Source organism: uncultured Bacteroides sp. (assembly GCF_902491285.1).
GTDB lineage: Bacteria > Bacteroidota > Bacteroidia > Bacteroidales > Bacteroidaceae > Bacteroides.
Window position 1 is genome coordinate 20,423 of sequence record NZ_CABUHK010000024.1, and the last position, 26,606, is coordinate 47,028.

Consider the following 26,606-nt stretch of genomic DNA (forward strand, 5'->3'; position numbering starts at 1 on the left):
GTTTATTAAACAAATGAGAAAATACATTTTTAGTGTTTTAATAGCTTTACTGTCATTGCCTGTGATTGCTCAACAACAGCAGTCGCAGGCTAAAGCTGTTCTTGATAAAACAGCCGAAGCGTTTCGGAAAGCAGGTGGGGTGAAAGCGGATTTTACTATAAAGGCTGTGACGAACGGTTTGGCGGAAGGATCGGAGAGTGGAACTATTCAATTGAAGGGAGAAAAGTTTGTGCTGAAAACCTCTGATGTAGTTACTTGGTTTGACGGGAAGACGCAGTGGAGCTATGTGATAAAGAATGATGAAGTGAATGTCAGTACCCCGACTCAGGAAGAATTGCAGCAGATTAATCCGTATACATTCCTTTATATCTATCAGAAAGGATTCTCTTATAAGCTGGGAGCAGTGAAAACATATCGGGGGAAGGCTGTTTGGGAAGTGGTTCTTACGGCTAAGGATAAGAAACAGGATTTGGAACGTATCATTCTTTATGTGACGCAGGATACTTACGATCCTCTGTATATTCTGCTTCAACAACGTGGGCAACAGACACGTAGTGAAATAACCGTTACGAGTTATCAAACCCGGCAGAATTATGCGGATGGTATTTTTACCTTCGACCGGAAACAATATCCGGGTGTGGAGATTATTGATTTGAGATAAAATATTTTTGAATAACAGAACAATAAAGGTATAATAAAATGGCAGAAATAGAAAAAGTTAAGTGCTTGATTATTGGTTCAGGACCTGCCGGATACACGGCAGCGATTTATGCAGGACGTGCAAATTTATGTCCGGTGCTTTATGAAGGATTACAGCCTGGTGGTCAGTTGACTACTACTACGGATGTTGAGAACTTCCCCGGTTATCCGGAAGGCATCAGCGGCCCGCAGTTGATGGAAGACTTGCGTGCGCAGGCCAGCCGTTTCGGAACAGATGTTCGTTTCGGTATTGCTACTGCGGCGGATTTGAGTAAAACTCCTTATAAAATAACGATTGACGGAGAAAAGGAAATCGAAACGGAAGCGTTGATTATCTCTACCGGGGCGACTGCTAAATATCTGGGATTGGAAGACGAAAAGAAATATGCCGGAATGGGTGTCAGTGCTTGTGCTACTTGCGACGGATTTTTCTATCGCAAGAAAGTGGTTGCCGTAGTCGGTGGTGGCGATACTGCTTGTGAAGAAGCGATCTATCTTGCCGGACTTGCATCCAAAGTATACTTGATTGTGCGTAAGCCTTTTTTGCGTGCATCGAAGATTATGCAGGAGCGTGTGATGAATCATGAGAAGATTGAAGTTCTTTTTGAACACAATGCTGTCGGTCTGTATGGGGATAATGGCGTAGAAGGCGTAAACCTTGTAAGACGCTGGGGTGAACCGGATGAAGAACGTTACAATTTGCCTATTGACGGTTTCTTCTTGGCTATCGGTCATAAACCGAATTCTGATATATTCAAGGATTATATCGACACGGATGAAGTGGGGTATATTATTACCGATGGTGATAGTCCACGTACGAAGGTACCCGGAGTATTTGCTGCAGGGGATGTAGCCGATCCCCATTACCGCCAGGCTATTACAGCGGCAGGAAGTGGTTGTAAGGCAGCTATTGAAGCTGAACGTTATCTTTCCGCAAAAGGAATTATCTAATATAGAGGAAGTTATCCGATAACTTTCTCCGACTATAATTGAACAGTAAGAGGTTAAGTTTTAAGTCCTCTTCAGAAAGAATCGCTTAAATTTTACCTAAGGTACGTTGAAACTCGTATCTTGGGTAAGGTTTGAGCGATTTTTATTATAAGTATCTCCCTGGTGCTGTTTTGTATATGCTTCTTTTAATCGATAACGTACATAAGGGTTATTTTTTGCAGGGTGACGTTGCCATAACTATTTATGAGTTTGTTTGGCTTATTTATAATTTCTTCAATAAAAAATGTATGCTAATAATATTATGATTTGTATTGAAAATTTATTTGTGTGTAATGGGCTGGTTTTTGTCGGATATTTAACATATATTTTATTGTGTCTTTGCTCGTAATGAGTATATTTGTGGCGTTAAACCTTTAAGATGGGGTAAAAGTGGAAATATTACCTCATGGTGAATATGCTTCTGATATTTCAGGGGTATGTGCTTATTTGCTTAAAATATAGTTTGTATTAATATTTATGTAAATAAATATATTTATTGCATGTAAATAACTTTTTTAATTTTAAATTTATTATTGAATGAAAACAACTCTGAATCGCAAAGGCTTTTATCTGCTCTTTAGCTTTTTGTTGCTTGCAGGTGGTGGGAGTGTGTATGCATCCGACTCGCATGCTGTCAGTCAAGTGCAAGACAATGTAATCAGTGTTTCCGGTATTGTGAAAGATACCAAAGGAGAGCCTCTGATTGGTGTAAGTGTCCTGGTGAAAGGTACGACTAATGGTACGGTAACCGATCTGGATGGAAAATTCTCCTTGAAAGTTTCCACCGGTGATGTCCTTGAATTCTCGTATATTGGCTATGCTGCCCAATCTGTGACGGTAGCCAATGCTAATCCTTTAAATATTGTATTGGAAGAAGATACGGAAGTATTGGATGAAGTGGTGGTCACAGCTTTGGGTATCAAGCGTTCTGAAAAGGCGTTGACGTACAACGTACAGCAGGTGAAAGGTGATGAATTGACCGCTGTAAAGAGTTCTAACTTCATGAGCTCGTTGGCAGGTAAGGCTGCCGGTGTACAGATTAATAATAGTTCATCAGGTCCCGGTAGTGGTGTAAAGGTAGTGATGCGTGGTGCCAAATCTATCAGTCAGAACAATAATGCGTTGTATGTGATTGACGGTATTCCGATGTACAACGTCAATACGTCAAGTAGTGGGGATTCAATGAATTCTCGTGGTAGTACGGAATCTATTGCCGACATTAATCCGGATGATATCGAGAGTATGTCACTGTTGACTGGTCCTTCTGCAGCTGCCCTTTATGGTTATGAAGGTGCTAACGGAGTAGTGCTCATTACTACTAAAAAAGGTCGTAGCGGCAAAACGAGTTTAAGTTATAGTTTGAGTGCTACATTCAGCAATCCGCTGATGATGCCTGAATTTCAGAACAGATATGGTAATATGACAGGTGAATCGGATAGTTGGGGGAATCCTACGGATTATCGCTATGATCCTTCCGGATTCTTCAACACAGGAGCGAACATTACTAATTCTGTAGCTCTTTCTACCGGTACCGACAAGAGTCAGAGCTATTTTTCTGTAGCTGCCACTAATGCCACAGGTATTCTGCCTAATAACGATTACGACCGTTATAACTTTACGTTTCGCAACACAGTTAATTTTTTGAATGATAAGTTTACTCTGGATACCAGTGCGAATTATATCATTCAGAATGATAAGAACATGATTTCCCAAGGATCTTATATGTCTCCGTTTCCGGCTCTTTATCTGTTTCCGCGTGGCGAAAGTTTCGACGATGTTGCCACTTACGAGCACTTCGATCCGTTGACAGGTGCCACAACGCAATTTTGGCCTTACGGTCAAATGGGGCTTGACCAGCAGAATCCTTACTGGACGATGAACCGTATGAACCGTGAGACGGAAAGAAGGCGTTATAAACTGGCTGCCAGTCTGCAATATAACATTATGGAAGGACTGAATGTACAGGGACGTGTCAGCATTGACAATACCGAAAATATCTTTACGGAAAAGTTTTATGCTGGGACATTGGCTACATTCTCCGGCCCAAAGGGACACTATAAAGAGGATATCCGTCTCGACCGTCAAACTTATGCTGATGTGATGGCTAATTTCAATAAGACATTCGGTGACTTCAATATAGTTGCCAACCTTGGTGCCTCTATCAAGGATACTCGTATGAAATCCAGTGTAATAACCGGAAACTTGGAATTGGTGACCAATCATTTTACAATTGAGAATCTGTCTCGTACCAATAATTATAAAGTAGAAGCTGACGGTTTGAAACGGCAGACACAGTCAGTTTTTGCCAATGCGGAAATCGGTTGGAGAAGTTTCCTTTATTTGAGTCTTACAGGACGTTCGGATTGGGATTCTGCATTTGCGTTCTCCGACAGAGGAACCAAGGCTTTCTTCTATCCTTCCATAGGTCTTTCCGGCATTCTGAGTGAAGTTATTAAACTGCCCGATTGGTTCACCTTCCTGAAGGCGCGTGTATCTTACACCTCTGTGGGTAACTCTTATGATCCGTATATGACTAAAGTGCGTTATGAATACGATCCGCAGAATCATGCCTACAAGGTGATGTCCCACTATCCGAATTCTGACCTGAAACCGGAAAAAACCAACTCTTTCGAAGCTGGTTTGAATATGCGTTTCTTCGACAATTCGCTGAACTTTGATATTACCTACTATACCTCTGACACTAAGAACCAGACGTTCTACGCACCACTTCCTGCAAGTTCCGGTTTCAAAGACGTAGCTATTCAGGCTGGTAGTGTACAGAACCAGGGTATTGAGATGGCGTTGGGCTATAACAATGAATGGAAAGATTTCGGTTGGAGCTCTAACCTGACATTTACTTACAATAAGAATAAAATCAAATCGCTGGCAAATGGCGTGCAGAATCCTTATACCGGTGAACTGATTCAAATGGACTTTGTTGAAAAGGCACGTTTGGGTAGCGGAAACGCTCCGACGTTGCGTTTGGTAGAAGGCGGCTCTATGGGTGATATTTATACTAACCGTGACTTCAAGCGTGACAACAACGGTTATATCAGCCAGGATCCCAAAACTGGATTGCCTACTATGATTGAGACAGAACACAGAAAGATTGGTTCCGTACTGCCTAAAGTCAATATGGGTTGGAGAAACTCGTTCACTTATAAAGGTTTCCGCCTGAATGTATTATTGAGCGGACGTTTCGGTGGTAACGTGGTTTCCGGTATACAGGCGTTTATGGACCGTTTCGGAGTGTCGGAATATAGTGCGAAATTACGTGATGCCGGTGGGGTAGTGATTAACGGACGAACTATCTCCGCTAAAGATTATCTGGGTATTGTGGCAGCCGGTTCTGGTGAAAGTGACTTCTATGTGTACGACGCTACCAACATTCGTTTGCAGGAAGTAAGTTTAGAATATACTATTTCCAAAAAGAAACTGCGTAATATTGCCGATGTAACGTTGGGCTTAATTGGAAACAATCTTGCCATGATTTATTGCAAGGCTCCGTTCGACCCTGAACAGGTGGCATCGTCTACCAGTACGTTCTACACGGGGGTAGATTATTTCATGCAGCCTAGTTTGAGAAACATGGGTTTCAGTGTAAAAGTACAATTCTAAAAAAATGGAACGAATTATGAGAAAAATCAATATGATTAAGACTGCAAGCGCAGTAACTTTCGCGTCATCGTTGTTGCTGGCTTCATGTACAGGAAACTTTGAAGATTTAAATACGCATCCCACGGATGTTTATGATGACCAGATGACCGAAATTGAAAAGGTCGGTTCGGTATTTCCCGTGATGACCTATCTGCTGAATCCGCAGCAGGAAAACAACAGCCAGATGACAGAACAGATGGTAGGCTCACAGTATGGCGGTTATTTTACGTGTACTAATAAATGGAATGGCACCAACTTCAGCTCGTTCAATCCTCAACTCAACTGGGTGGACACTCCTTTCAAGGATATGTTTACAGATTTCTATCCTAACTTCCTGAAGGTGAAAGAGCAGACCGGAGGTACCGGAACGATTTATGCTTGGGCTTCTATTATACGGGTAGGCGTAATGCTCCGTGTAGCCGACACATATGGTCCTATCCCTTATTCTCAGATGGGGCAGGGAGAATTTGCTGTGGCTTATGATGATACTAAGGAACTCTATCACAATATGATTGCTGACTTGACAAAGAGTATTGAAGTACTTTCTGGCGTTAGCGGAACTTCCACTGCATATGCGGATTATGATGTAATGTATCAGGGAGATTTCAGCAAATGGGTGAAATATGCCAATTCCCTGAAACTACGTATGGCAGTGCGTATTGCCGATGTGGATACGGAATATGCCAAACAAGTGATGGCGGAAGCTATTCAAAGTGGGGTGATTGAATCCAACAGTGATAATGCTTATTTGAAGACTATCAATAACCCGTTCCGTCTGGCTTCGCAAGACTGGGGAGATTTGACTGTCAATGCCACAATTTCTGCGTACATGAACGGATATAGCGATCCTCGAATCGGTAAATACATGACAACTTCCAAACAGAATTTTTGTGGGGCACGTATGGGTAATAACAGTGATAATTTCAAAAATAATTATGGGCAGCCGGGTGTTGTTGGAGCAAGTGCCAATTATTCAAAACCCGCATTTGAAAGTAATTCACCGATGCCTGTCTTTTATGCTGCTGAAACCTATTTCTTGAAGGCGGAAGCTGCTTTGCAAGGCTGGATTCCCGGTGGAGAAGCCGCTGCTAAGGGGTATTATGAACAAGGTATCAAGACTTCTATGGAGCAATATAGTGTGAGCATAGGCAACTATCTGTCGAGTACAACGAAACCGACTGGATTCACAGATGCGATAAATAGTAGTGATAGTTACACATTTACAACAACTGCCGCTTCTGTATCTTGGGAAGATGGGGACAACAAACTTCAGAAAATCATTACCCAAAAGTGGATTGCCAACTTCCCGATCGGCTTCGAGGCTTGGAATGACTTCCGTCGTACGGGTTATCCGGAAATGGTTCCTCCGAAGAATAATTTAAGTTCAGCCGGTTATATAGGAACTATTACCGACAGTCGCATGGTGCGCCGTCTGCCTTATCCTTCTACGGAAAAGGACAGCAACTCTGCAAATGTGGAAGCTGCAATTTCTATGTTGGGTGGTCCGGATAATGGTAGTACGGATCTGTGGTGGGCTAAAAAGAATTAATCTTTAAATTATTTCAAGAATATGAAAATGAAAAATATCAAGACTATAGGATTCTCATTTGCGGTTGCGCTGTTTGCAGCAAGCTGTACGGATGTGGAGTCTATTAATAATGTTGACTTGAACGGAACCGTCAAGACGGATGAATACTATGCCGCTTTACGCGAGTGGAAACAGACACCGGGACTGCCGCAGGTGTTCGTATGGTTTGACAGTTGGACTGGCATTACGCCTACAGGGGAAACTAGTTTGCGCGGTTTGCCTGATTCGGTAACGATTGCTTCCAACTGGGGCGGTCATCCGAAATTCGAACTGACTCCGGAAAGAAGAGCTGATATGGAATATGTGCAAAAAGTGAAAGGGACAAAAGTTGTTGTAACGTTGTTCTCACAGAATGTCGGTGATGACCTGCCGGATAAGGAGATTTATCATACGGCAGGTACAAGTAGGGATCCGGAAGTGGTTAGACCTGCTATCAAAGCATATGCAGAAGACTTGTATAGAGCATGTCTGGAGTGTGGTTATGATGGCTATGACTGGGACTATGAACCAGGAGGAGGAATGGGACGTGGGCAACTTTGGGCTAATCCAGTGCAAAGAACCATTTTTGTAGAGGAACTTTCTTATTGGTTCGGACATGGAGCAATGGATCCCAATCGCGACCGTGGCGACCGTGCTATGCCGGAAAAACGTCTTCTTTTCTTGATTGATGGCGAAGTTGGTGTTCGCACCGGTATGGATAAAGAATGGCTTTCTTATTATGTAGACTACTTTGTACTACAAGCTTATGGTGGAATGGCTGATTGGAGAATGACGGGTGTGTTTGGAGATATGGATGACTGGATTCAGCAAGGTATCATTACTCCTGACGAGATTGTTCGCAGAACTATCGTAACCGAGAATTTTGAGTCTTATGCCAGCACTGGTGGAGGATTCCTAACTACAATGGCTAATTATATTTATAAAGGGACGTATAATATAAAAGGCGAAACGGTTAATATTGACCAGCAAATTGGTGGTTGTGGACTCTATCGTTGTGGTTTCGATTATAATCAGGGCAAGGGAGATTATGACGGTTCTCCGGAATACTATTTCTTGCGTAAAGGTATCACTACTCTTTATAGCATCTATTATGATCGTCTGAATGGCACAGCCAATGGCGGTGAGGAAGAATAAATAACGGTTAAATGAATCTTATAAGCATAAAAGTTATGAAATATATCTATTTATCAAGTCTTATAGTTGTACTGTCGGCATTTCTGTTTGCAGGATGCGATAATGCAGATTACAAAGCTCAGGGAAATAGCCTGTATATTGCAGATGCTGCCGGTACAGCCAAAGCTGCAACAATCACGATGGACGGTGGTGCAGATATTAGCGTCACAGTGCGTCTGGCTCAAAAGCTTGCGGAAGACGTAGAAGTGGAAATCGGGTTTACTCCGGAAATAATTGCAGGTTATAATGCTAATAATGGTACGGAGTATGAAGCGTTGCCAGCGGAACAATTGCCGCAGGGGGCTACGGTTACTATTCCTGCCGGTGAAATTAGTGCCACTTTCCAGTTACATATTGACGACTTCGCCACAAATGGTATTACTTATGCCGTTCCCTTGACATTGGGCAATGTATTGAAAGGAAATGTTGCAAAATCTGCTGCACAAGGTCGGTTTATCTATGTATTGTCTAAACCGTTGAATGTATCTGTTCCGGTGATGAAACCCCAGAGTTCTGAAAAAGCGGAGACAGATCCGGATACTGACTGGGGCGTTTCTGTTGAAACTTATACGCTAGAAACATGGGTACGTATGAGTAAATTGAATAAGAATAATCAGGCTATTTTTAATGTTCGTGCCAACAATGAAGTCTATGTTCGCTTTGGTGATGCCAACTCTCCTTACAATTACTTGCAGGTTAAGGCGCATGGTGACGGTGGAACAGAGACGGCAAGAGACTGGAATACCAATCAATGGTATCATTTAGCTATCGTTTATAATGGAAGTGAACTCATTATTTATCGTGACGGATTGCGTGTGGCAGGAAAGCAAGTGCCCGCACCGAAGGGTGGAATGGTGATTAACGGCTTGCAGATGATTTCCAGCAGTGCTACGTATTTCCCGGCTGAATGTGCTATGAGTCAGGTACGTTTCTGGAGTTATGCTCGTTCGGAGGCTGAAATTCAGAATAATATGTTCTTCGAAGTGAATCCGAAGAATCCGAACCTGATTGGTCTTTGGCCATTGGATGAGGGCGAAGGCAATACATTCAAGGATGCTACCGGACAAGGACGTGATATGACTGCAGGTGATGGTCTTGTCAGACGTTGGGAACATGATGTCCGCTTCGATAAAAAATAAACGACTTTTTTACATAATAATGTGAAATAGGTATTGGTAATACACAAGGGAAGCCCCGGTTTATTCGAGTATCCGTGAGAATACGAGGTAATGCTGGGGCTATTTTTTTGTGTTCTTCAAAGTGATGGGCTTTACCTACATCTCCAAATTTTTTATTACCATGATAGATAACAATAACCAGGTAGAAAACAAATTTTCAGCTCTTTTTTTAGAAAACTATTCTAAGATAAGAAAGTACGCTTATAGATTGCTGAAATCAGAGTATGATGCAGAAGATGTGGCACAGGACGTGTTTGTCAAACTTTGGGAACAACAGGAAATATGGGTGAACAATGAGAGAAAACTAGACTCCTATCTTTTGGTTATGACTAAAAATATTGCTTTAAACATCCTCAAACACCAACGGATAAAACAGGAATATCAAGAGCGTTTTGTGCAGGAGTTCCCATTCTATGAACTAGCTAATAATGATAATTTTTGGGCGGACATATACCGTCGGGAAATGCTGCAAAACATCTATATATTACTGGAAACTGTTCCGGAACGGAGAAGGAGTATATTTAAACTCAGCCGTTTTAGGGGCGTAAGCCATAAAGAGATAGCTTGCAAAATGAATATATCCGTCCATACAGTTGAACGACAAATATATTTAACGCAGTTAAAATTAAGAGAAGTTTTCTTGCTCATTTAGCAGCCAAAGGCTTTGAAGTCTATCATGGAACATTTACTTTTTCAAGAATAAACAAAAACGAGACTGTCTAAAATGAAAGTCTCGTTTTATTTATTGATTAACTTGCTTAATAAGCCTCGATTTCATCAATCCACAATTCAGCAGGAATAACTTCCGGACCGTTGTTCTTCTCGAAATTAACGCCATTGCGCAATGGTCCGCCACTCTTAATCTTAACTTTCAAGAAAGTAGCCTGTGTCGGTTCAAATTCGATAGAATCGGTGAAAGCGATTCTTCCTGTTTCCGGATAATCGTGTTGCAGGGCTTTTTCTGCTATCCGGGTATATTCTTTTCCGTCAGTAGATACCTCTACGGCAACTCCACCGGCAGGAAGTATTCTCATGGCAGGATTGAACAAAGAACCGAAAGTAACTTTGCTGACCAAAGTCGGCTGATTCAAATTTACAGTGAATTCCAAGTCTTTCCCTTCAGTGACGGCGAAGCTGCTCCATGGATTATAAGAAGCACCGTTTCCTCGTTTACCGTTAGTCAGGCCAAAAGTAGTCTTGTCTGCTCCCATTACATCATTCTCATCGAATATATCGCCTGTCCATCCCATCTTATAATTGGCGGTAAACGGTTTTCCTGCTAATAAATTGCCATATAGCGGCTTGTGAGTGACTTTGCCTAGCATTTTACCGTCTTTGAAAGCAGCGGTTTTCAGGTCGATATTTCCTTCGAGTACGAAAGGTAATTCATACAGAGTCGAAGTTGGAATAGGTTCACTGCCGTCCGTCGTATATCGGATTTCTGCATTCGGATAGTAACTTTCCAGTAATACCATTAAAGGTCCGTTTTCGTCTGCATGAGTGTTTACGTTTACTTCAAAGAAGTTGAGGCACGGTTTCGTATCCATTACTTTCAGACGCTCAAACACAGTAACCATACGTTCGCAGAAATTCCTCCAGTTCTTGTTGGCATCCAGTGTCCATCCGGTTTCCGCGATAGCCATTGCACGTGGGAAAGCCTGATAATCCGTGCGGTCGGAGTTTTTCATATATTCTCTCCAAATATTACCTTGCATACCAATGACATGCTTCTTCACTAACTCGTCTGCGTCGTCCGGCACAGGATTATAACTGTATGTCTTTTTCAAAGTAGTATATCCGCCAATAGTAGTCGGGGCGATGGCTGGGTCTTCCTGATAGAAGTCCAGGTAAGCATACGGCATAGGAGTCATAATGGCGTTATGGCCGGCTTTGGCAGCGTTCAGTCCACCTTCTACACCACGCCATGACATGACGGTTGCATTCGGAGCCAGACCGCCTTCCAGAATTTCATCCCAACCGATGATGTTGCGTCCTTTGCCATTCAGATATTTCTCCATACGGGTGACAAAGTAACTCTGTAGTTTATCTTCTTTACTATGTTTCACACCGTCCACCTTACTCGGAGTTACATCGTCTCTCAGGCCTAACTGACGGATTAGCTGCTGGCAGAAAGTACTGTTCTTCCATGCCGTCTTGGGACATTCGTCCCCACCGATATGAATGTATTCGCTGGGGAATAGCTCCACCACTTCATCCATTACCCCTTCGAAGAACTTGAAAGTCGTTTCGCTTGGGCAGAAGACTTGTTCGAATACCCCCCAGGTAGGAGATACTTTATATGTCTGTGTAGAATCACAGGATAATTCCGGATAAGAAGCCAGGGCAGCCAATGCATGTCCCGGCATTTCGATTTCGGGAATAACATTAATATATTTGCTTGCGGCATACGCAACTACGTCTTTGATTTGTTCCTGCGTGTAATATCCTCCATGTTCTTCTCCGTCAAACACTTGCGGATAATTTACATAATAGTAGTCAATCAGTGTCTTTTCGCGTTTAGATCCAACTTCTGTCAACTTGGGATATTTCTTGATTTCGATTCTCCATCCTTGGTCGTCCGTCAGATGCCAGTGGAAAGTATTCATCTTGTTCATAGCCAACTGGTCGATGAACTTATAAATATACTCTATCGGTACGTAATGACGACATACATCCAGCATCAGTCCGCGGTAAGCAAAACGCGGAGCGTCTTCAATTTCTACGGCAGGAATCGACCAGTTGGCTTTTTTATCCATTTGTTTTCCATAAACTGCCGGGGGAAGTAGTTGGAAAATGGTTTGCACTCCATAGAAAAATCCGTTGGGCTGGGAAGCGCTAAGCGTAATGAGATTGGAGGTGACGGATAGCTTGTAACCTTCTTTCGACATACCTTCTTCTACTACGAAGCAGATGGCCGGTTTTCCGTTTGCGTTTTCCGTTTCTTTCAGCGAAATTCCGGCTGTCAGTTTCAGCCGTTCGGCTAATCCATTAGCGATTTCTTTTACTTCGGGTGCATCGGGGGGAACTACCAGTCTGACCTTATTACTTAATTTAAAACGCCCTTCCCTCGGGATAATTTGGTTGGGTTTGGGAACGATGTTGTACTCGTTCACCGCTTCTTTTGTCTTTTGGCAACTGGGGGTAATCATTAGTAAAGACAAAAGAAGAAGAGAAATACTTTTCTTCATGGTCAAAATATGTGTTAAGTTATAAATAGAATTGACAGGACAAATGTACTCGTTTAAATGATAAGTTCCAATAATATGAAAATAAAAGAGCCGGAATTAATTCCGGCTCTTAGTTAAAGTTGTAGATTACTATAGTTGTATAATAAAAGAGAGAATTTTTATTTCAGGAGTTGTTCTTCAATGATTTGTACATACTTCTCCGGAGTGGCACCAACTTCAATAATCGGTTTTCCACCGACAGGAATAAAGAATAACGTAGGTAATGCTTGTACACCAAAGTGGCTGCATAAATCTTTTTCTTTGTCAGCATTAACTTTGTAGAATATCACTTTTCCTTTATACTTATCAGCAAGTTTCTCCATTTCCGGAAGTAGGCGCATACAAGGTCCGCACCATGTAGCCCAGAAATCAATGACTACCGGTTTGTCTCCGTTATAAATGAAATCATTTCCTTTTCTGTAGTCAAAGATGTGTTCAAGGAAGAATTGGCGGGTAATCGGATTCAGCTTGCCGTCTTCAATTCGGGTTTCCGTAACTTTAGCTTCTGCTTCCGGTATGGGAACCATATCGAATGGTTGGAAATAAACTTTCTGATGAATATAGTCGATGGATATAATTCCGTAGTCCAGGATCTTCTTACCTAATACGGAACGTTTCAAGAATGGGTTTTTCACTGCCATGGCATCTTCAATCTTTGTTTTTACAAACATCGTTTCAGGTAAGATGAGACCTTCCTCTTCTTGAGTTGCTTCTTTATATCCATTGGAAACTTTTTGGTTGGTTCCTTTTGTATATTGTGTACTCCATGTTTTGAAATCCTCTTCGGTAAGATTCACTAGTCCGTCACTCCATGTATCCAATACAAGAAAAACAGGCTTTCCCTGAATGTTTATCGGACATACTATTCCCAATCCAGTTATCAGATTAAAGTTTTCCCGATAGTTTAGTTTCATGTAGGAAGGACGGTAGGGTTGGGTGACCGTAATTTTTTTCCTCTTCATATCAATGGTCAGAACAGAAGTGCGGAAGACAGCTCCGCTTAACACACCCATAACCCCCAGTTTGCGTAGATAGGGTTCGTCTTCCAGGGCGAAGGCCGGAAGATCGTTGGCAAATGTATTGTTGCCAATAGCCACTGTTGCTATTTCATATACTTCTCCAACAGGTACTTGTTTGAATACAAAATCTTGATAAGAACTGAAAGTACCTTTTTTTTCTGTGTTAATACGTAATTTCCTGAGAGCTTCAGGAAGTAGGGCATTATGTCCCGATAAGTCAAGAACAAAGTTTGCCGTTTCGCCATTAATGGTAGCTTCTACGATAATCTTTCCATCGATGGTCTTGAATGGAATGACCTCTGTCATACTATTCTGTGTTTGTGCGCTGATGCCTCCGGCAATACAGAATGCAAGTAGACAGAGATACATTTTTGTTATTATTTGTTTCATATTTTTTTGTTTAAAGTTCATTTCTCTTTCCTGATTTCAATCCTTTTCTCTTGATTGTCTTTTTTGATGATAATATAGCCGTTATCGCCAGGTATGGCATTCATAATTTCTTCCACCGCCATCTGGCTCATGGGACAATCTTTCAAAGAAGTTCCGTTGATGTTAATCACTTCATCGCCGAAAGCAACTTTATCTTTCATGCTGTCCCATATTGTTGTGATTTCGAATCTCTCATTGCGCGGCAATATACTCACATTCCAAAGAGCGGGAGCACCACCCATATCGATTTTTCCTTCTTCGAACGGTAAAAAGTAAAAACGTCTGCGCATATAATCAATGATTACTTTGCCATATTTCAGTAGATCCACTCCGATGATAGTCCCGTTCATGACAGTCGTTGTACTACCTACGTTCGTGAACTCTTTTCCCATAATGTTGATTGAGGGAACAGCTACTTTCTTTATATCCACCGGTTTACCCAGACCTGTAATCCCGGCAGCTACGATACCATATCCATGATTGGTAACTTGCGAAACATCAGCCAGTCTGTTGCAGTCGTCCGTAGAATAAAGCAGGAAGCCTCCGGCGCCTGTGTCAAACAACACTTTTAAATCATTATCTCCTAATCGGACATTGACTATGGAATGATGTTCTGTTTCATCCAATAATGGAAGTCCGTCTGTTACTTTTAACCTTTCGGGACGATACGGATAGTTAATAACCATTATTTTCGAACGGGAATCGAATGTCACAACCGACTGTGCGAAGGCATCTCCTCCAAGAATTCCGACAACTCCCAGTTCTGTGAAGAATGGGCTTTTAGGTAGCACCATCGTTTTCAACTGTTTGATTTTATAGCTTTTTCCGATAGAGATATTCTGTACGTGGGCTTCCTGATAGTTGGAGCCTTGTGCATTCACATCAGAAATACGCATATATCCTGCGGCAGTAGCTTTCATTTCCGTTGCTGCATCATACATGGTCCCTGTTCTTCCTCCGGTATCGACGATGTATTTTACTTTTATGCCATTAACGGTGACGGGTATGATGATTTTCTCATGGATGAATTCATAAGGAATGGTATCGCAAACCTTATTTTGGATTTGCGCTACCATTTCTAGTCCGCAGTTTAGAAATAATAGCAGCCATAAGCCGGTCAGTATTCCTATTCTTTTCATATCATTCTTTTTTATAGATAATATCTTTTACTCCGGAAGCTGTCTGTATTGTTAGCTTCGTCTGTTTTTTCTCTTTCAATTCCGGTATTCCGTTCAGAATACTTTCGCAGAAGTCATATTTTTTAGTAGGTTTGCCATTAATCTTAATAATTTTGTCCCCTACTTCTATCTCCCCCTTCGTGCTGCTCCAGACGGTAGATACATATAAGTCTCCGTCTTTGACCGTCAAATCGAAGTTATTACATTGATTGTTGATCTTATTATCCGGTTGGAAAGCTTCAAAATAGAATCTTCCTCGTGGATAGTCGATGGTAACTTTACCGTATTCCAGCAATTTGACACCTAGTAACGTATAAGGATGTTTGTTCGTATTGGTCGTCAAGTTACGAAATTTGGTGGCTCCTACTGACAACAGGGGGATATATACTCTATGAGAAGAAGCTTTATCCGCTTGTCCGGCTACTCCGATGCTTCCTTCTCCATATCCTTCGGAAACGACTTCTAAGGATGCCTCCTGTTTTATTTTCTCAAAATCACTTTCAATGAGGGATAGTAGGCTGGGACTACCTGTATCAAATAATACAGTAATGTTGCTGACCGGAGCTATCTGCACATTGACAATTGGCATACCACCTTCTTTCGTGAAATTCAACATTTTCCGTAAAGATACCGTAGAAGGTTTTTCTGCAGAGGTGACTATGATATTTTTTGTCTGCGAATCAATATTGACAATGGTATTTGCAAATAAATCGCTGCCGATGATACCGTCTACTCCAAAACATTCCCAACCTTTTACCTCGTCGATGATCAGTGATGGGGCATGTTTAAAGTTGATAACATTATCGGGAGTTGTCAGGTTTTCTATTCGTGCAGTTTTGTAATAACTTTCCACGTTGTTCACATCTGTCACCTTCATCGAGTCTGTTGCCACTATTTGTAATGTTTGGCAAGCTTTAGTCGTGAGAGCAGTGCGTCCTCCGGTATCAAAGATGAAAGTGCGTCCAGTGCCGTTTACTTTCATTTCGACAATCATTTTTTCGCCTACCATCCGATAGGGTATGGTTGCTTTATATTGTTGGGCGAATAAAGGGACCGCCATGCAAAAGGCGATGACGGTTCCAGTTAAACGAGTATACTTCATAGGCTAATCTTTATTTACTGACTTTTTCTGCTTCCAAAATTGCCTGATAAGCATTTACGATACCTCCGGAAATACATAGATCATCAAAAAGGAACAAATCTTGTGAAGGACTATTGTTCACGCGTATTCCTTTTTCTACTTCTACTCCCTTGCGTGAGGTGACGCTTTTCAATAATATATCACGGATTTGAGAACCGGTCAGTTTTGGGAAATAAGATTTCACAAGGGCAGCTACGCCGGCTACGGTAGCTGAAGCCATTCCTTCGCCAGTTCCTTTCTGGTAAGTATCGCCCATATAGGAAGAATAGATATCCGTTCCCGGAGCATAAATATCAAGAGCCGTTGCGCCGTAATTCGTATTCAATACAGGATTACCTTTCTTGTCAGATGAAGCAACCACCATGAAATTGGTAAGCTCACCATCTTTGCTCATCTTCCGGTTTGGGAAAAATTCGCTTTTATCCATGTCTACTGATAGATCCCATACAGGAACAATAACTAATGCTCCTTTTTTTTCTGCTTCTTTCAGTGCATCTGTTACCCATTGTTTCTGTTCTTCTGGATATAAGGAGTTCTGTTCCGGCAGTAAGATAACATCTGCTCCATGGTTTACTGCATAGCGGATGGCCAGTGCCATATCTTTCAAGTAAGGTTCTCCTTCTCCCGGATGGATGCGCAAGGTCATGATTTCCGCATTGTCAGCTATACCGTTACTTCCAACACCGTTGTCACGTTTAGCTGCAATGACACCTGCTTTCATTACACCGGTTGCTGCATCTGATGTTAACAGTACGTTATTACCGTAATGCGTGTCATTAATATCCATAGGATTGTCACCTACAATTTCTTTACGGTTGTCTGTACCATATTTCTTTAAGGCATCTGCATAGGCTGCTTTAGCTGTCTCTACGCTTTTCTTCCCCATATTCTGATATACGGGTTCCCATTTGTCTGTATTATAGAGACTGAAGTAGTAGGCTGTAAACACAAAGGCGACTTCAGAAAGACTGTCTCTTTCTGCTTTGGGATCATAACAACTTTGGAAATCCTCAACGGTTAATTCTTTTCCCGGAAAACGTTTTTTCATGTCCTTGTCGAACTTTTCAACATATTCTTCTATAACATAAGAAAGTTGCAAGCCGCCATATGTACCTCCAATTCTGGATTCCGGCATAACCTTAAAACGATAGTAATTGTATTCTTCCATATTTTCCGGTGCGGGAACCTCCTGACGTCTTCCGTTAACGATTTTATAATATTTCTTTCCATCAAAGACATAATCAGCGTATTTATCCTTGAGGCGGAAGAATTCACGTTCTCCTTCGCGTGTCAGAGCTTCCATAACCTGTCCGTCTTTGCCGCCGATGAAGTTCCATCCATTGATGTCGTCAACAAATCCGTTCTTATCATCGTCTTTCTGGTTCTGTTTTTCTTTCGGGTTGATCCAGATAGCATGTTTCAAGTCCTCGTGTTCTACGTCCATTCCAGTTCCAATCAATGCAACAACCGGTCTTTTTTTAGCTTTCTTTTTGTTGGCTTTCAGGTAATCATATGCTTTGTTTACTTCGGCTCCGTACACACTGTCCTGGTCGAAAGAGCAGTTAAACCAGTCCAGTTCGGATTGTTTCTTTTGTGTTTCTACCTTTTGTTTGACTAATTGGGCCGATGCTGCAATGCTGACAAAACAGCATACAATAGGAAATATAAGTTTCTTCATTGTTGGATGAGTTATAATTTATACAGTTTATTTATTTTCTAATTTTTAATATGGCTTCGCGCACTTGTTCACCTCGAACATTTCGTGCTGCAAGTTTGCCTTCTTTGTCAATGACTACAAGGAAAGGGATAGAGTAGAAGCCATAAGCATTCTGGATAGCACTTGGAGTTTTACTGTTTTTAGGGAATCCTGTCTTATCCCACAGCATCACCCACGGAAGCTTTTCTTCATCCAGCATTTTTCTCCATTTTGCTTCGCTGTCATCCAGCGAGACACTGATGAATTCCAGGTCATCAGCTTTCAGTTCGTTGTATATGGTTAGCATACTACGCATTTCTTTGCGACAGGGACCACACCAGGAAGCACAGAAATCCAGTACGACAATTTTTCCACGGAAGTCTTTCAAACTTACATTTTTTCCGTTGGCATCTATGAAAGTAAAGTCGGGACATTCTGCACCGATAATTTGGTGGGATAGGACCTCTACTCTGTTTACCAACCATTTGGCAGATAAGGACTTTCTGTCTTGCTCTGGTATCATGTCCAATAGCATTTTGTTGGATTGGTAATCATTTATATCTGCCAGATAGGCTAATGCAGCTGCCATGCTGGGAGTGAGTTTTCCTTTGACAGAAGTAGAAATCGTTGCTATATCCGGATCTCTTTCTGTGGGCATATAGGTTTGCAAGGTCAGAAACGGATCGATACCGGTGAATGAAAGCGAACTTTGTTCGGGGTTCTTTTCATCAAAAAAACCATTAATACTTACAGGAACGTTTTCGAGGTATATGTTTTGCTCTGTATTCCCAATATATAGTGTATATATATCAGGTAAAATATTTTTCTTTTCAGTTTCGAATACTCCATTCTGGTTAATGGAACAACTTAAAATGAGGTTTCCATTCAAATCCTTAACTTGTAAAGTGGTTGGTTTGAGTAGTCTCAACTTTCCTTTGAATAGTAACCCGTCGTCGCTCCATAGAGGAGTAGTGCTCCATAAGAATAATAATATAAATGAAAGTCTTTTTATTAATTTCATGATTTTGGGTTTATAAGATACAGTAAAATATCTTGTTATTATTTAGTCTATTCTTTAATAAGATGATTATCTTAATATAGTTAGAGAGTTTTTTATCAGTCATTTCACCAATCCCAGCCTGGCCAAGGGTCATCATCGTCGTCATCTCCTTCATCAGTTTCCGGTAGTTCTGGATAAGGTTTGATATCCCAATCTTCCGGTCCTTGGGCAATAGCTTCCAAATCAATATTATATTTTTTTAGATAGTTTGTTACAAAATCAAACTTAGTACTTAAGAATGGATAAGTTGCCGAAGGCCACATCGTTTCGCGTTTTTCTTTTGTAAATCGCATGGCTATTTGCAGATAACCGATAAATGTTTCTTTGGCTGTTGGAGGATTATTTGAATTTGGTTCAGAATATTTTCCAGATAATGAATTTATATAACCTGGATATCCTCTTTTAAGATAGTAGTTAGGATCAGCTTTGCTTTCAATAGCTTCATCTCTTACAAGTGGAGTTGAATGGTCGAATCCTGCGTCAAATTCGTCTTCTGGTATGATAATATTCCCTCTTGTGATAGCTGTACGTATGACTTCATCAATAATTTTAAAACGGCGTATTGCATAGCTATCTTGATCGTTGGCAATGGGGCTTCTCCATGCTGGAATTGGGGCTTCATATGTACTGTGAGCAGCATCTCCCCAAAAGCAAGTTATCCAACAGTCGGTTTGGCTTTCATCATGTTCGGATAATGCGACGTAGTATTCCAATATTCCGGGTATTATGGATGTAAATACAGAATAATTGTATACAAAATACCAATACATAGGAAATACTCTATCAGTTACCTCCCGATTAAGATAAGGAAATACATGGCTTTTCATAAAGGTGATATAAAATGCCCCCATTTCATCATTAAGACAATTTTCGAATGTTTTTGATGAACTACCACCGAGACCGCCATTGGTCCAGTTTTTATTGAGATCTTTTTCTGTTATATTTTTATATATCAGTTTGACTCCGAAATTCTTATAGATTTCCATAGCATCATTGTCCCACGGGTTGTCTCCTTGAGGAAATTCGAACCCTCCGGCAAGTGCTAGCGGGTCTGGTGTCGGCTCGATTATATCTTCATCATAACAGGAAGAGAATGTGAGACAGAATAGTAATATCCATACATTATATATTGGCTTCATAATTCTCTGTTGTTTAAAATTGGTAATCATTGTTTCTTGTTATTTATATTTTAGTCTATGACGGGAACTCCGGTTCGTTGCGGTCCGAATGAGTTTTGTTCTAGTAATAAGTTCTTTTGTATAACTTCTTGAGGTATAGGTAATACATACGAAAGATCATTCTTTGTCAGTGTATACACTTTTCCTTCCCATTTATGTTGTATGGGAAGCATACCGTAGCGACGTAAGTCGAACCAACGTTGGCCTTCATAACAAAGTTCTTTTCTGCGTTCTTCACGTATTTTAGTGATGAGAACTTCTCCACTTAATCCCGAAAAGGAAGGTGCGTTTCCTTCAACGTATCGTTTTTCCAGTAATGTGTTCATTGCAGTTATGGCGTCTCCTTCAGACTTGTTCATGGCAGCAGCTTCTGCATAGTTCAGATAAGCTTCTGCTATTCGGAAAGAGAGGGCAAAATAATCACTACTTCCTGAAGTGGGAACAGAACGGAGTGTTTTGTATTTGCCATAAGGAAGATAAGTATCATAAAAAGTACTGTTTTCCGGTACCATTTCGTTGTACTGTACCTCTCTGGTGATGTAACGATCTTTGCGTAAATCCCCCTCTTGGAAGCTCTTGAGCAACTCGTCTGCAGCTTTAAACATTCTTCTGTTCTCTTCTCCATCGGAATTATTGTCTTTTTTTTCGATATAACCTTCGTATTCGCCTGTTAGATCTCTTATGGTTCCATAACTCCAAATAACTTCCGGTGAATCATAGGTATTGAATGTATAATAAGGTTCTTTCATACCTGCTTCCGGTGCAGGAATTGTATTCAGGTCACGTAATGAAAAATTCCAGTCTTTGATAACTTTCTCTGCATACGTTTTCGCTTCTGCCCAATTTTCCATATATAGTGCTACACGTGACTTTAATAATTGCACCATAGGTAGGCTGACGAGGTAGTTCGGTTCATATTGCTGTGTGGTAGAGAGAGTTAGAAATAAGCGTTCTGCTTCGTTGATATCGGCAACAATCTGCAGGTATACTTCTTCTACCGTGTTCCGTTTTATCAATATATTGCCTTCATCCCTCATTTTACTATCCAGTTTGAGAGGAACTCCCAGCGATTCTTTGTTATAATTATAAGGAAGTCCATACTGATTGACCAGCATGTAATAATAGAAAGCCCTTAAAGCGTAGGCTTGTGCTTTAATATAATTTTTTTCGGATTCTGTACCAGACACTTCATCAATATAGTCAAGTGCGGCATTAGCTCCTAAAATATATTCATAGAGGTTTTCCCATGTATTGACCGTTTGGTATCCTAATTTCTCCCGTATTTCGAACATATTGGGTTGCCAACTATACAGAATTTCAAAAACTTCCATCTTTGCCTGGTCATTTTCAGTGAATCCGTAGCCTTCCACCTGATTCTGCTCGATATCATCTGCGAGTATTTCCAGATAGTTGAGAAATCTAGTGTCCTGCTGTCGGGGATAAGCTTCTCCAATAAGCATCTCTTGTAATGCGTTAGCGTCTTTGGGGATGTATTGACTCTGTGACTTGGGCTCTAAAAAATCTCCACAAGCGGTGAGACTGGTAAGTGTTATTGTATAAATTAAATATTTAAGTTTCATATCTCTCTTTGTTTATTGTTTAAAATCCGATATTAAGTCCCAATGAAAAAGAGCGTGGCATGATGCTGTTCTCTAATTCCGGGTCGAAGCCGTTAAAGCGTTTGCTGGCTATTACAAATATGTTGTCCATATTGAAATTGACAGACAGGTTTTTGGCATGTATCTTGTCGCACCATTCTTTTTTCATTTGCCAGGATAGTCCGATGTTGCGGCAACGCAGGAATGAAGCATTAACTACCATAGCATCTGATTTTTCCCACATTGGAATGGCAGATTCTCCGTTATCTGTGTTAGGCAAAGTCCAGGCTATTCCTAACGGCCATGTCGGTAGTCCGGGGATATTTGTGTGAGCTTCGTCCCCTGGTTTTTGCCAACGATTCAGTAAATCCCGGTTTATATTCTTAGTCGGATCGGGCATCATATTATGATCCCCTCGGAAATCATTGTAAGGTGACGGCAAACGTTTATGGCTACCTAATAAAAGGGAGAAGCTAGTGTTCAATGACAAAGACTTGTAGCGGAAACTTAAACCGAGACCTCCGGTGAAGAACGGCTCTTTTTCTCCGGAATATACAAGGTAAGTGGTCGGATCGATGTCTTTACTTTTTTCTTCTTCCGGAACTTCAACGTAGTTGAATGTCGGTTTACCATTACTTCCGTCAAGACCTGCAAAAGAGTATGACCAGAATGCACTTAACGGATACCCCTCTTTTAAGATTTGGGTGCCGTTTCCATTCAGGTACATTGTTGTGTTTCTGTCAATCTTGGTTTCTCCGCCTTTATTCCAGTTTTTAGAGGCATTCAGGTTAACATTCAAGGCGAAATCACGTTTCTGAATAGGTGTGAATGATAATGTATATTCAATACCTCTATTGTAAATAATTCCACCGTTACGTTTCATCTGGTCAATTCCGTATTCGAATGGCAAATCAACACCGATTACTGCATTGGAACGTCGGGTGTAATATTCTAGGTTCATGTAAAACATGCGGAATAGTTCTAGATCCACACCAAAATTCCAGTTCTTGGTACGTTCCCATGAAAGGTATGGGTTGGGGATCTGGCTGATAGTAGAGTAGTAGCGGTTGTATCCGGGTTGTACTCCCTGTTGATTTAAGATTAGTTCGGGACTTTCGCGTGTCAAAGCATTCCCTTGAATACCGAATGTTCCTCTGAAATTAAGTGTAGTGATCCATGACAGATACTTTTGGAAGAAAGCTTCTTCTGATGCCCTCCAGGAGAAACCGAATGAATAAGTCGGGTCGATACGGTGATTGATATCCTGTCCGAATACATTGGAAGCATCATTTCGCACATTGGCATTCACTACATAGCGGTTTTTGAATGAATATGCGAAAGTGGCAAAAAACGAAAGGAAGTTGTTGGTGTTGTTTGTTCTTTGCCAACCTCTGTTATAGATTTCTTTTAATATTCCCCAGCCTGTAGGACTTCCTTCCGGTGATACTACTTCGCTTGGTATGGTAGGTGCTACGATGCGTTCGCCTCTGTCCGGGACATATCCCCAGACGGTATTGGCGGTCCCTTTGGCTGTAGAGGAACGGAGCTCCATACCTAATAATGCATTTAATCGGTTGTCAGCGTTGAATGCCTTGCTGAATTGTAATTTGTTCTGAATATTGTAAGAGTACTGATTATTATCATTTGTATACAATTTACCTCCGAATGGAAGTTGTGCGGCCTTAAATTCAGGGCTGGTTGGAGTTACGGAATTAAAATCGTATCCACGATACTCGTTGGCTATGTAGTATGTACGTTCAGTAGCCCAGCTTTCATTGGTACTATTATTGTTTGAATAACCTCCGGTAAATTGATAGGTTAACCAGTCGAGGATATGCCAGTTTACATCTAAAGAGGCGGACATAAAATTTGAACGCGCTTTCGAGCCACTGTTATCTCGTTCATTGATGAAATTATATGAAAGAGTTTCTTTATTACCTGTTTTATAGTGGTATCCGTTCTCTTGCATATAGTAAGCGTCTGGATCAATGGCACGGTTCGTGCTAGTGGCGTAACTCATAGGATTGACATTATCGAAGAAACCGTTGGTGGTAGAAACACTACCGTTTAATGTCAGGCTGATAGTTAGTTTTTCTATTGGACGTAACATGAGGGCGATACGTCCGGTCATACGTTCGTTATCATTCCCTATTTCTTGACCTTCGCTGTTGTTATACCCCATAGATGCCGAATAGCTGAACTTATTTGTTCCACCAGAAACGCTAATATTGTGAGTATGGCTGAACGAGCGGCGTGTCAGACGTTTGAACCAGTCTGTATTGCGGGTTTCCATGGCGTTATAAAGTGCTCTGTATTCGATGTCTGAAATATCGTGTTCCTGTAACATACGTAACAGACCTTCATAAGTGTTAGGATCTTTGTAGGGCATTGTTATGTAAGAGATGCCGGCATCGAATGCCTCTTGTGAAAAACGGATACGTTCTTGAGAGTTCATAAAATTGAACATTCCATAATTGGGACGTTGTCCGATGTTGAAATTGGTAGAGTAGTTCACTGTCAGTCTGTCAGTAGTATTTTTTTTAGTTGTGATTTCGATTACCCCATTAGATGCTTTCGAACCATAGATAGCAGTGGCGGAAGCATCTTTCAAAATTGTGATGTTTTCGATGTCGGCAGGATTTAGCCATGAAATTTGATTACCGATGATATCCTTTAAGTTTTTGGTCATCAGTTCACCGTTATCTAGTGTTACTTGGAAATCTTCTTGGATAATGCCGTCTACTACCCACAATGGATCACGATTTCCTTGCAGCGTACTGGTTCCTCGAATCTGAATTTTAGGAGCAGTACCTACACGGCTACTTGAATTAGTGACAACCATACCTGCTACACGTCCTTGCAACATCTGGTCAATAGTAGTATAAGAAGGCATTATAATATCTTTCGCTTTGATCGTAGTTATAGAACCTACGAGGTCGCGACGTTGAATATTTTGATATCCGGTCACTACAACTTCATCAATTTCTGTACTGGAACCACTTAAGGTGACATTGATTGTTTTCTTACCCGTATATTTTACCGTTTTCTTTTCCATTCCGATAAAAGAAAAAGTAAGGATCAATCCCTCCTGTGCCGGAATATTGAAAGTATAATGTCCGTCTAGTCCGGCGATAGCCCCATGTTTAGATCCCCGGATTGTAACAGTGGCCCCAGGTAATGCCTCACCACTGGTGTCGCGAATCCAACCGCTGATGGTTACTTTTTGATTTTGCCTTTTCTTTATTACGATTGCACTACCGGAAATTTCATAAGTCAAATTTGTACCTTCCAGACATTCATCTAGAATTTCAGTAATAGTTTTATCTTTAGCCTTAACAGTGATATCAGTTACATTAGCAATATCTTCCGTGGCATACATAAAGATAAATTTTGTACGATTTTGTAGATACCAAAGTGCTGATTCCAAAGTTTCTCCTTTTAAGTCGATAGAGATTCTTTGGTTGTCTTGCGCTTGAATCATAAGTGAAGAAAGGGAGAGTATCCATAAAAAGCAGAGTTTCACAATGTTTCTGCTTACATGAGATATCTCCCGTGATAGGAATTGCGTTCGTCTTTTCATAATGCGTTAGTTATATATGTATATTATTATTGTTTATAGGAAATATGTAAGATGCCTTCTCGTTGCTTGATATTTACCAAGTTTAATCCTTTTATCATGTCGATAATCGGGTTCATGTTTTCGTAACGATTAAGGTAAGCCCCGATTCGTACTTGTTTGGCAGTTTCATCTTCGAATGAATATTGGAATCCATACCATTTAGAAAGATATGACATTACATTCTCAAGAGGAATATTTAAAAAGATGAATGAACCGGACTTCCAGGATGTATACAGGTCTGTGTTTATATTAGTGACAATATTTGTGTTAGTACTTTTATTATAAGTGTAGTGCTGGTTGGGGATTAATTCAAATACGTCATTTTCACTGTTAATTTTTACAGCTCCACTGACTAGTGTTGTACTTTCTACTTCTTCATCCGCATAAGCCCTTACGTTGAAAGAAGTTCCTGTCACCTGAATAGAAGTATGCGGTGTTTGCACGATAAACGGATGTGTTTTATCTGGAGCAACATCGAAATAAGCTTCACCCTCAACCTGTACGATACGTTCATTATCGTTGAAACAAATCGGGTAAGTCAGTTGGGATTCTGCATTCAAATGTACTTTTGTTCCATCCGAAAGGACAATGTGACATTCCATTCCATGCAATGTACGAAGCGTATTTTTGATATCCTTCACTTTGGGATTGTTGGCAGGAGTCTGATAATTAATCCCTTTGGAGTCAATGATGAATACTTCAGTTGCACCTTCCGGTAGAATATTATCAAAAAGATTGAAAGTGGTTCCATTACTTAAAGTCAATTCTCCACCATGGGTTCCCGGAGTGATTTCGCCGATTGGTTCTCCGGATACCCAATTATATAAAAGGTAGGAAACCGGTATTATCAGCAGCAGGATAAGAGCCGCATATTTCAGACTTTTTCTCCATGAAAGGAAACCGGATGATTTTTCTCCTCCTAGTAGCGGGTAGATTCTGTCCCATGCTTTTTGCGAAGAGAAACTTTTAATTAACTGTGTGTTTCTTTCATACGTTTCCTCATTCAATATTCGTTTGGCTAGCTTTTGATGCTCCGGATTTTCATTAATCCATTCATGGTAGGCTTTTTCTTCCTCCGGGATAGATGAATGAGTGAATAGAGAAGCAAGGATTTTTGCAATTCTAAAGTTTTCTTTGAATGAATTCATCGTTTTTAGGATTTGTTTGTATATAAAA

At 40.9% G+C, this 26,606-nt stretch carries 17 protein-coding genes; 7 read left to right on the plus strand and 10 right to left on the minus strand.

The features are described 5' to 3' along the window. The first annotated feature begins 13 nt into the window (after positions 1 to 13). The 7 genes from RDN93_RS08385 to RDN93_RS08415 all read left to right on the plus strand — a co-directional run bounded on the left by RDN93_RS08385 (position 14) and on the right by RDN93_RS08415 (position 9,937). Complete coding sequence (locus RDN93_RS08385; protein ID WP_308745089.1) at positions 14 to 661, plus strand: LolA-like putative outer membrane lipoprotein chaperone; 648 nt, start codon at positions 14 to 16, stop codon at positions 659 to 661. Positions 662 to 699: 38 nt separating this feature from the next. Then, positions 700 to 1,650, plus strand: a complete 951-nt coding sequence (gene trxB, locus RDN93_RS08390; RefSeq protein WP_308745091.1) for a thioredoxin-disulfide reductase — start codon at positions 700 to 702, stop codon at positions 1,648 to 1,650. A gap of 576 nt (positions 1,651 to 2,226) precedes the next feature. Further along, positions 2,227 to 5,307: a TonB-dependent receptor gene (locus RDN93_RS08395; protein WP_308745092.1), complete on the plus strand. Its 3,081-nt coding sequence runs from the start codon at positions 2,227 to 2,229 to the stop codon at positions 5,305 to 5,307. A 16-nt stretch (positions 5,308 to 5,323) separates the two neighbouring features. After that, positions 5,324 to 6,895: a SusD/RagB family nutrient-binding outer membrane lipoprotein gene (locus RDN93_RS08400; RefSeq protein ID WP_308745093.1), complete on the plus strand. Its 1,572-nt coding sequence runs from the start codon at positions 5,324 to 5,326 to the stop codon at positions 6,893 to 6,895. Positions 6,896 to 6,916: 21 nt separating this feature from the next. Beyond that, entirely contained in the window at positions 6,917 to 8,068 is a 1,152-nt protein-coding gene (locus RDN93_RS08405) for a glycoside hydrolase family 18 (RefSeq protein WP_308745094.1), read from the plus strand. Between the two features lie 35 nt (positions 8,069 to 8,103). After that, positions 8,104 to 9,246, plus strand: coding sequence for a DUF1735 and LamG domain-containing protein (locus tag RDN93_RS08410; RefSeq protein ID WP_308745095.1), 1,143 nt, complete (start codon positions 8,104 to 8,106; stop codon positions 9,244 to 9,246). A gap of 160 nt (positions 9,247 to 9,406) precedes the next feature. After that, entirely contained in the window at positions 9,407 to 9,937 is a 531-nt protein-coding gene (locus RDN93_RS08415; protein ID WP_308745096.1) for an RNA polymerase sigma-70 factor, read from the plus strand. Between the two features lie 106 nt (positions 9,938 to 10,043). On the opposite strand, the gene RDN93_RS08420 is transcribed toward RDN93_RS08415, so the two are convergent. The 10 genes from RDN93_RS08420 to RDN93_RS08465 form a co-directional block, all read right to left on the minus strand. After that, a complete protein-coding gene (locus RDN93_RS08420; RefSeq protein ID WP_308745097.1) occupies positions 10,044 to 12,473 on the minus strand; it encodes a family 20 glycosylhydrolase in 2,430 nt (809 codons plus the stop codon). A gap of 158 nt (positions 12,474 to 12,631) precedes the next feature. After that, positions 12,632 to 13,921: a thioredoxin domain-containing protein gene (locus RDN93_RS08425; protein ID WP_308745098.1), complete on the minus strand. Its 1,290-nt coding sequence runs from the start codon at positions 13,919 to 13,921 to the stop codon at positions 12,632 to 12,634. A 17-nt stretch (positions 13,922 to 13,938) separates the two neighbouring features. Next, positions 13,939 to 15,099 carry a hypothetical protein gene (locus RDN93_RS08430; protein WP_308745099.1) on the minus strand — a complete coding sequence of 387 codons (1,161 nt, stop codon included), beginning with the start codon at positions 15,097 to 15,099 and terminating at the stop codon, positions 13,939 to 13,941. Between the two features lies 1 nt (position 15,100). Beyond that, a complete protein-coding gene (locus tag RDN93_RS08435; RefSeq protein ID WP_308745100.1) occupies positions 15,101 to 16,240 on the minus strand; it encodes a hypothetical protein in 1,140 nt (379 codons plus the stop codon). Between the two features lie 10 nt (positions 16,241 to 16,250). Beyond that, on the minus strand, positions 16,251 to 17,957 hold the full coding sequence (locus RDN93_RS08440; RefSeq protein WP_308745101.1) for a S8 family serine peptidase: 1,707 nt from the start codon (positions 17,955 to 17,957) through the stop codon (positions 16,251 to 16,253). 31 nt (positions 17,958 to 17,988) lie between these two features. Beyond that, positions 17,989 to 18,996, minus strand: coding sequence for a TlpA disulfide reductase family protein (locus RDN93_RS08445; protein WP_308745102.1), 1,008 nt, complete (start codon positions 18,994 to 18,996; stop codon positions 17,989 to 17,991). Between the two features lie 104 nt (positions 18,997 to 19,100). Continuing rightward, a complete protein-coding gene (locus RDN93_RS08450) occupies positions 19,101 to 20,174 on the minus strand; it encodes a hypothetical protein (RefSeq protein ID WP_308745103.1) in 1,074 nt (357 codons plus the stop codon). Between the two features lie 50 nt (positions 20,175 to 20,224). After that, positions 20,225 to 21,793 carry a RagB/SusD family nutrient uptake outer membrane protein gene (locus RDN93_RS08455; RefSeq protein ID WP_308745104.1) on the minus strand — a complete coding sequence of 523 codons (1,569 nt, stop codon included), beginning with the start codon at positions 21,791 to 21,793 and terminating at the stop codon, positions 20,225 to 20,227. Between the two features lie 19 nt (positions 21,794 to 21,812). Continuing rightward, complete coding sequence (locus tag RDN93_RS08460) at positions 21,813 to 25,391, minus strand: SusC/RagA family TonB-linked outer membrane protein (protein ID WP_308745105.1); 3,579 nt, start codon at positions 25,389 to 25,391, stop codon at positions 21,813 to 21,815. Between the two features lie 26 nt (positions 25,392 to 25,417). Then, complete coding sequence (locus RDN93_RS08465) at positions 25,418 to 26,578, minus strand: FecR family protein (RefSeq protein WP_308745106.1); 1,161 nt, start codon at positions 26,576 to 26,578, stop codon at positions 25,418 to 25,420. Positions 26,579 to 26,606: the final 28 nt, after the last annotated feature.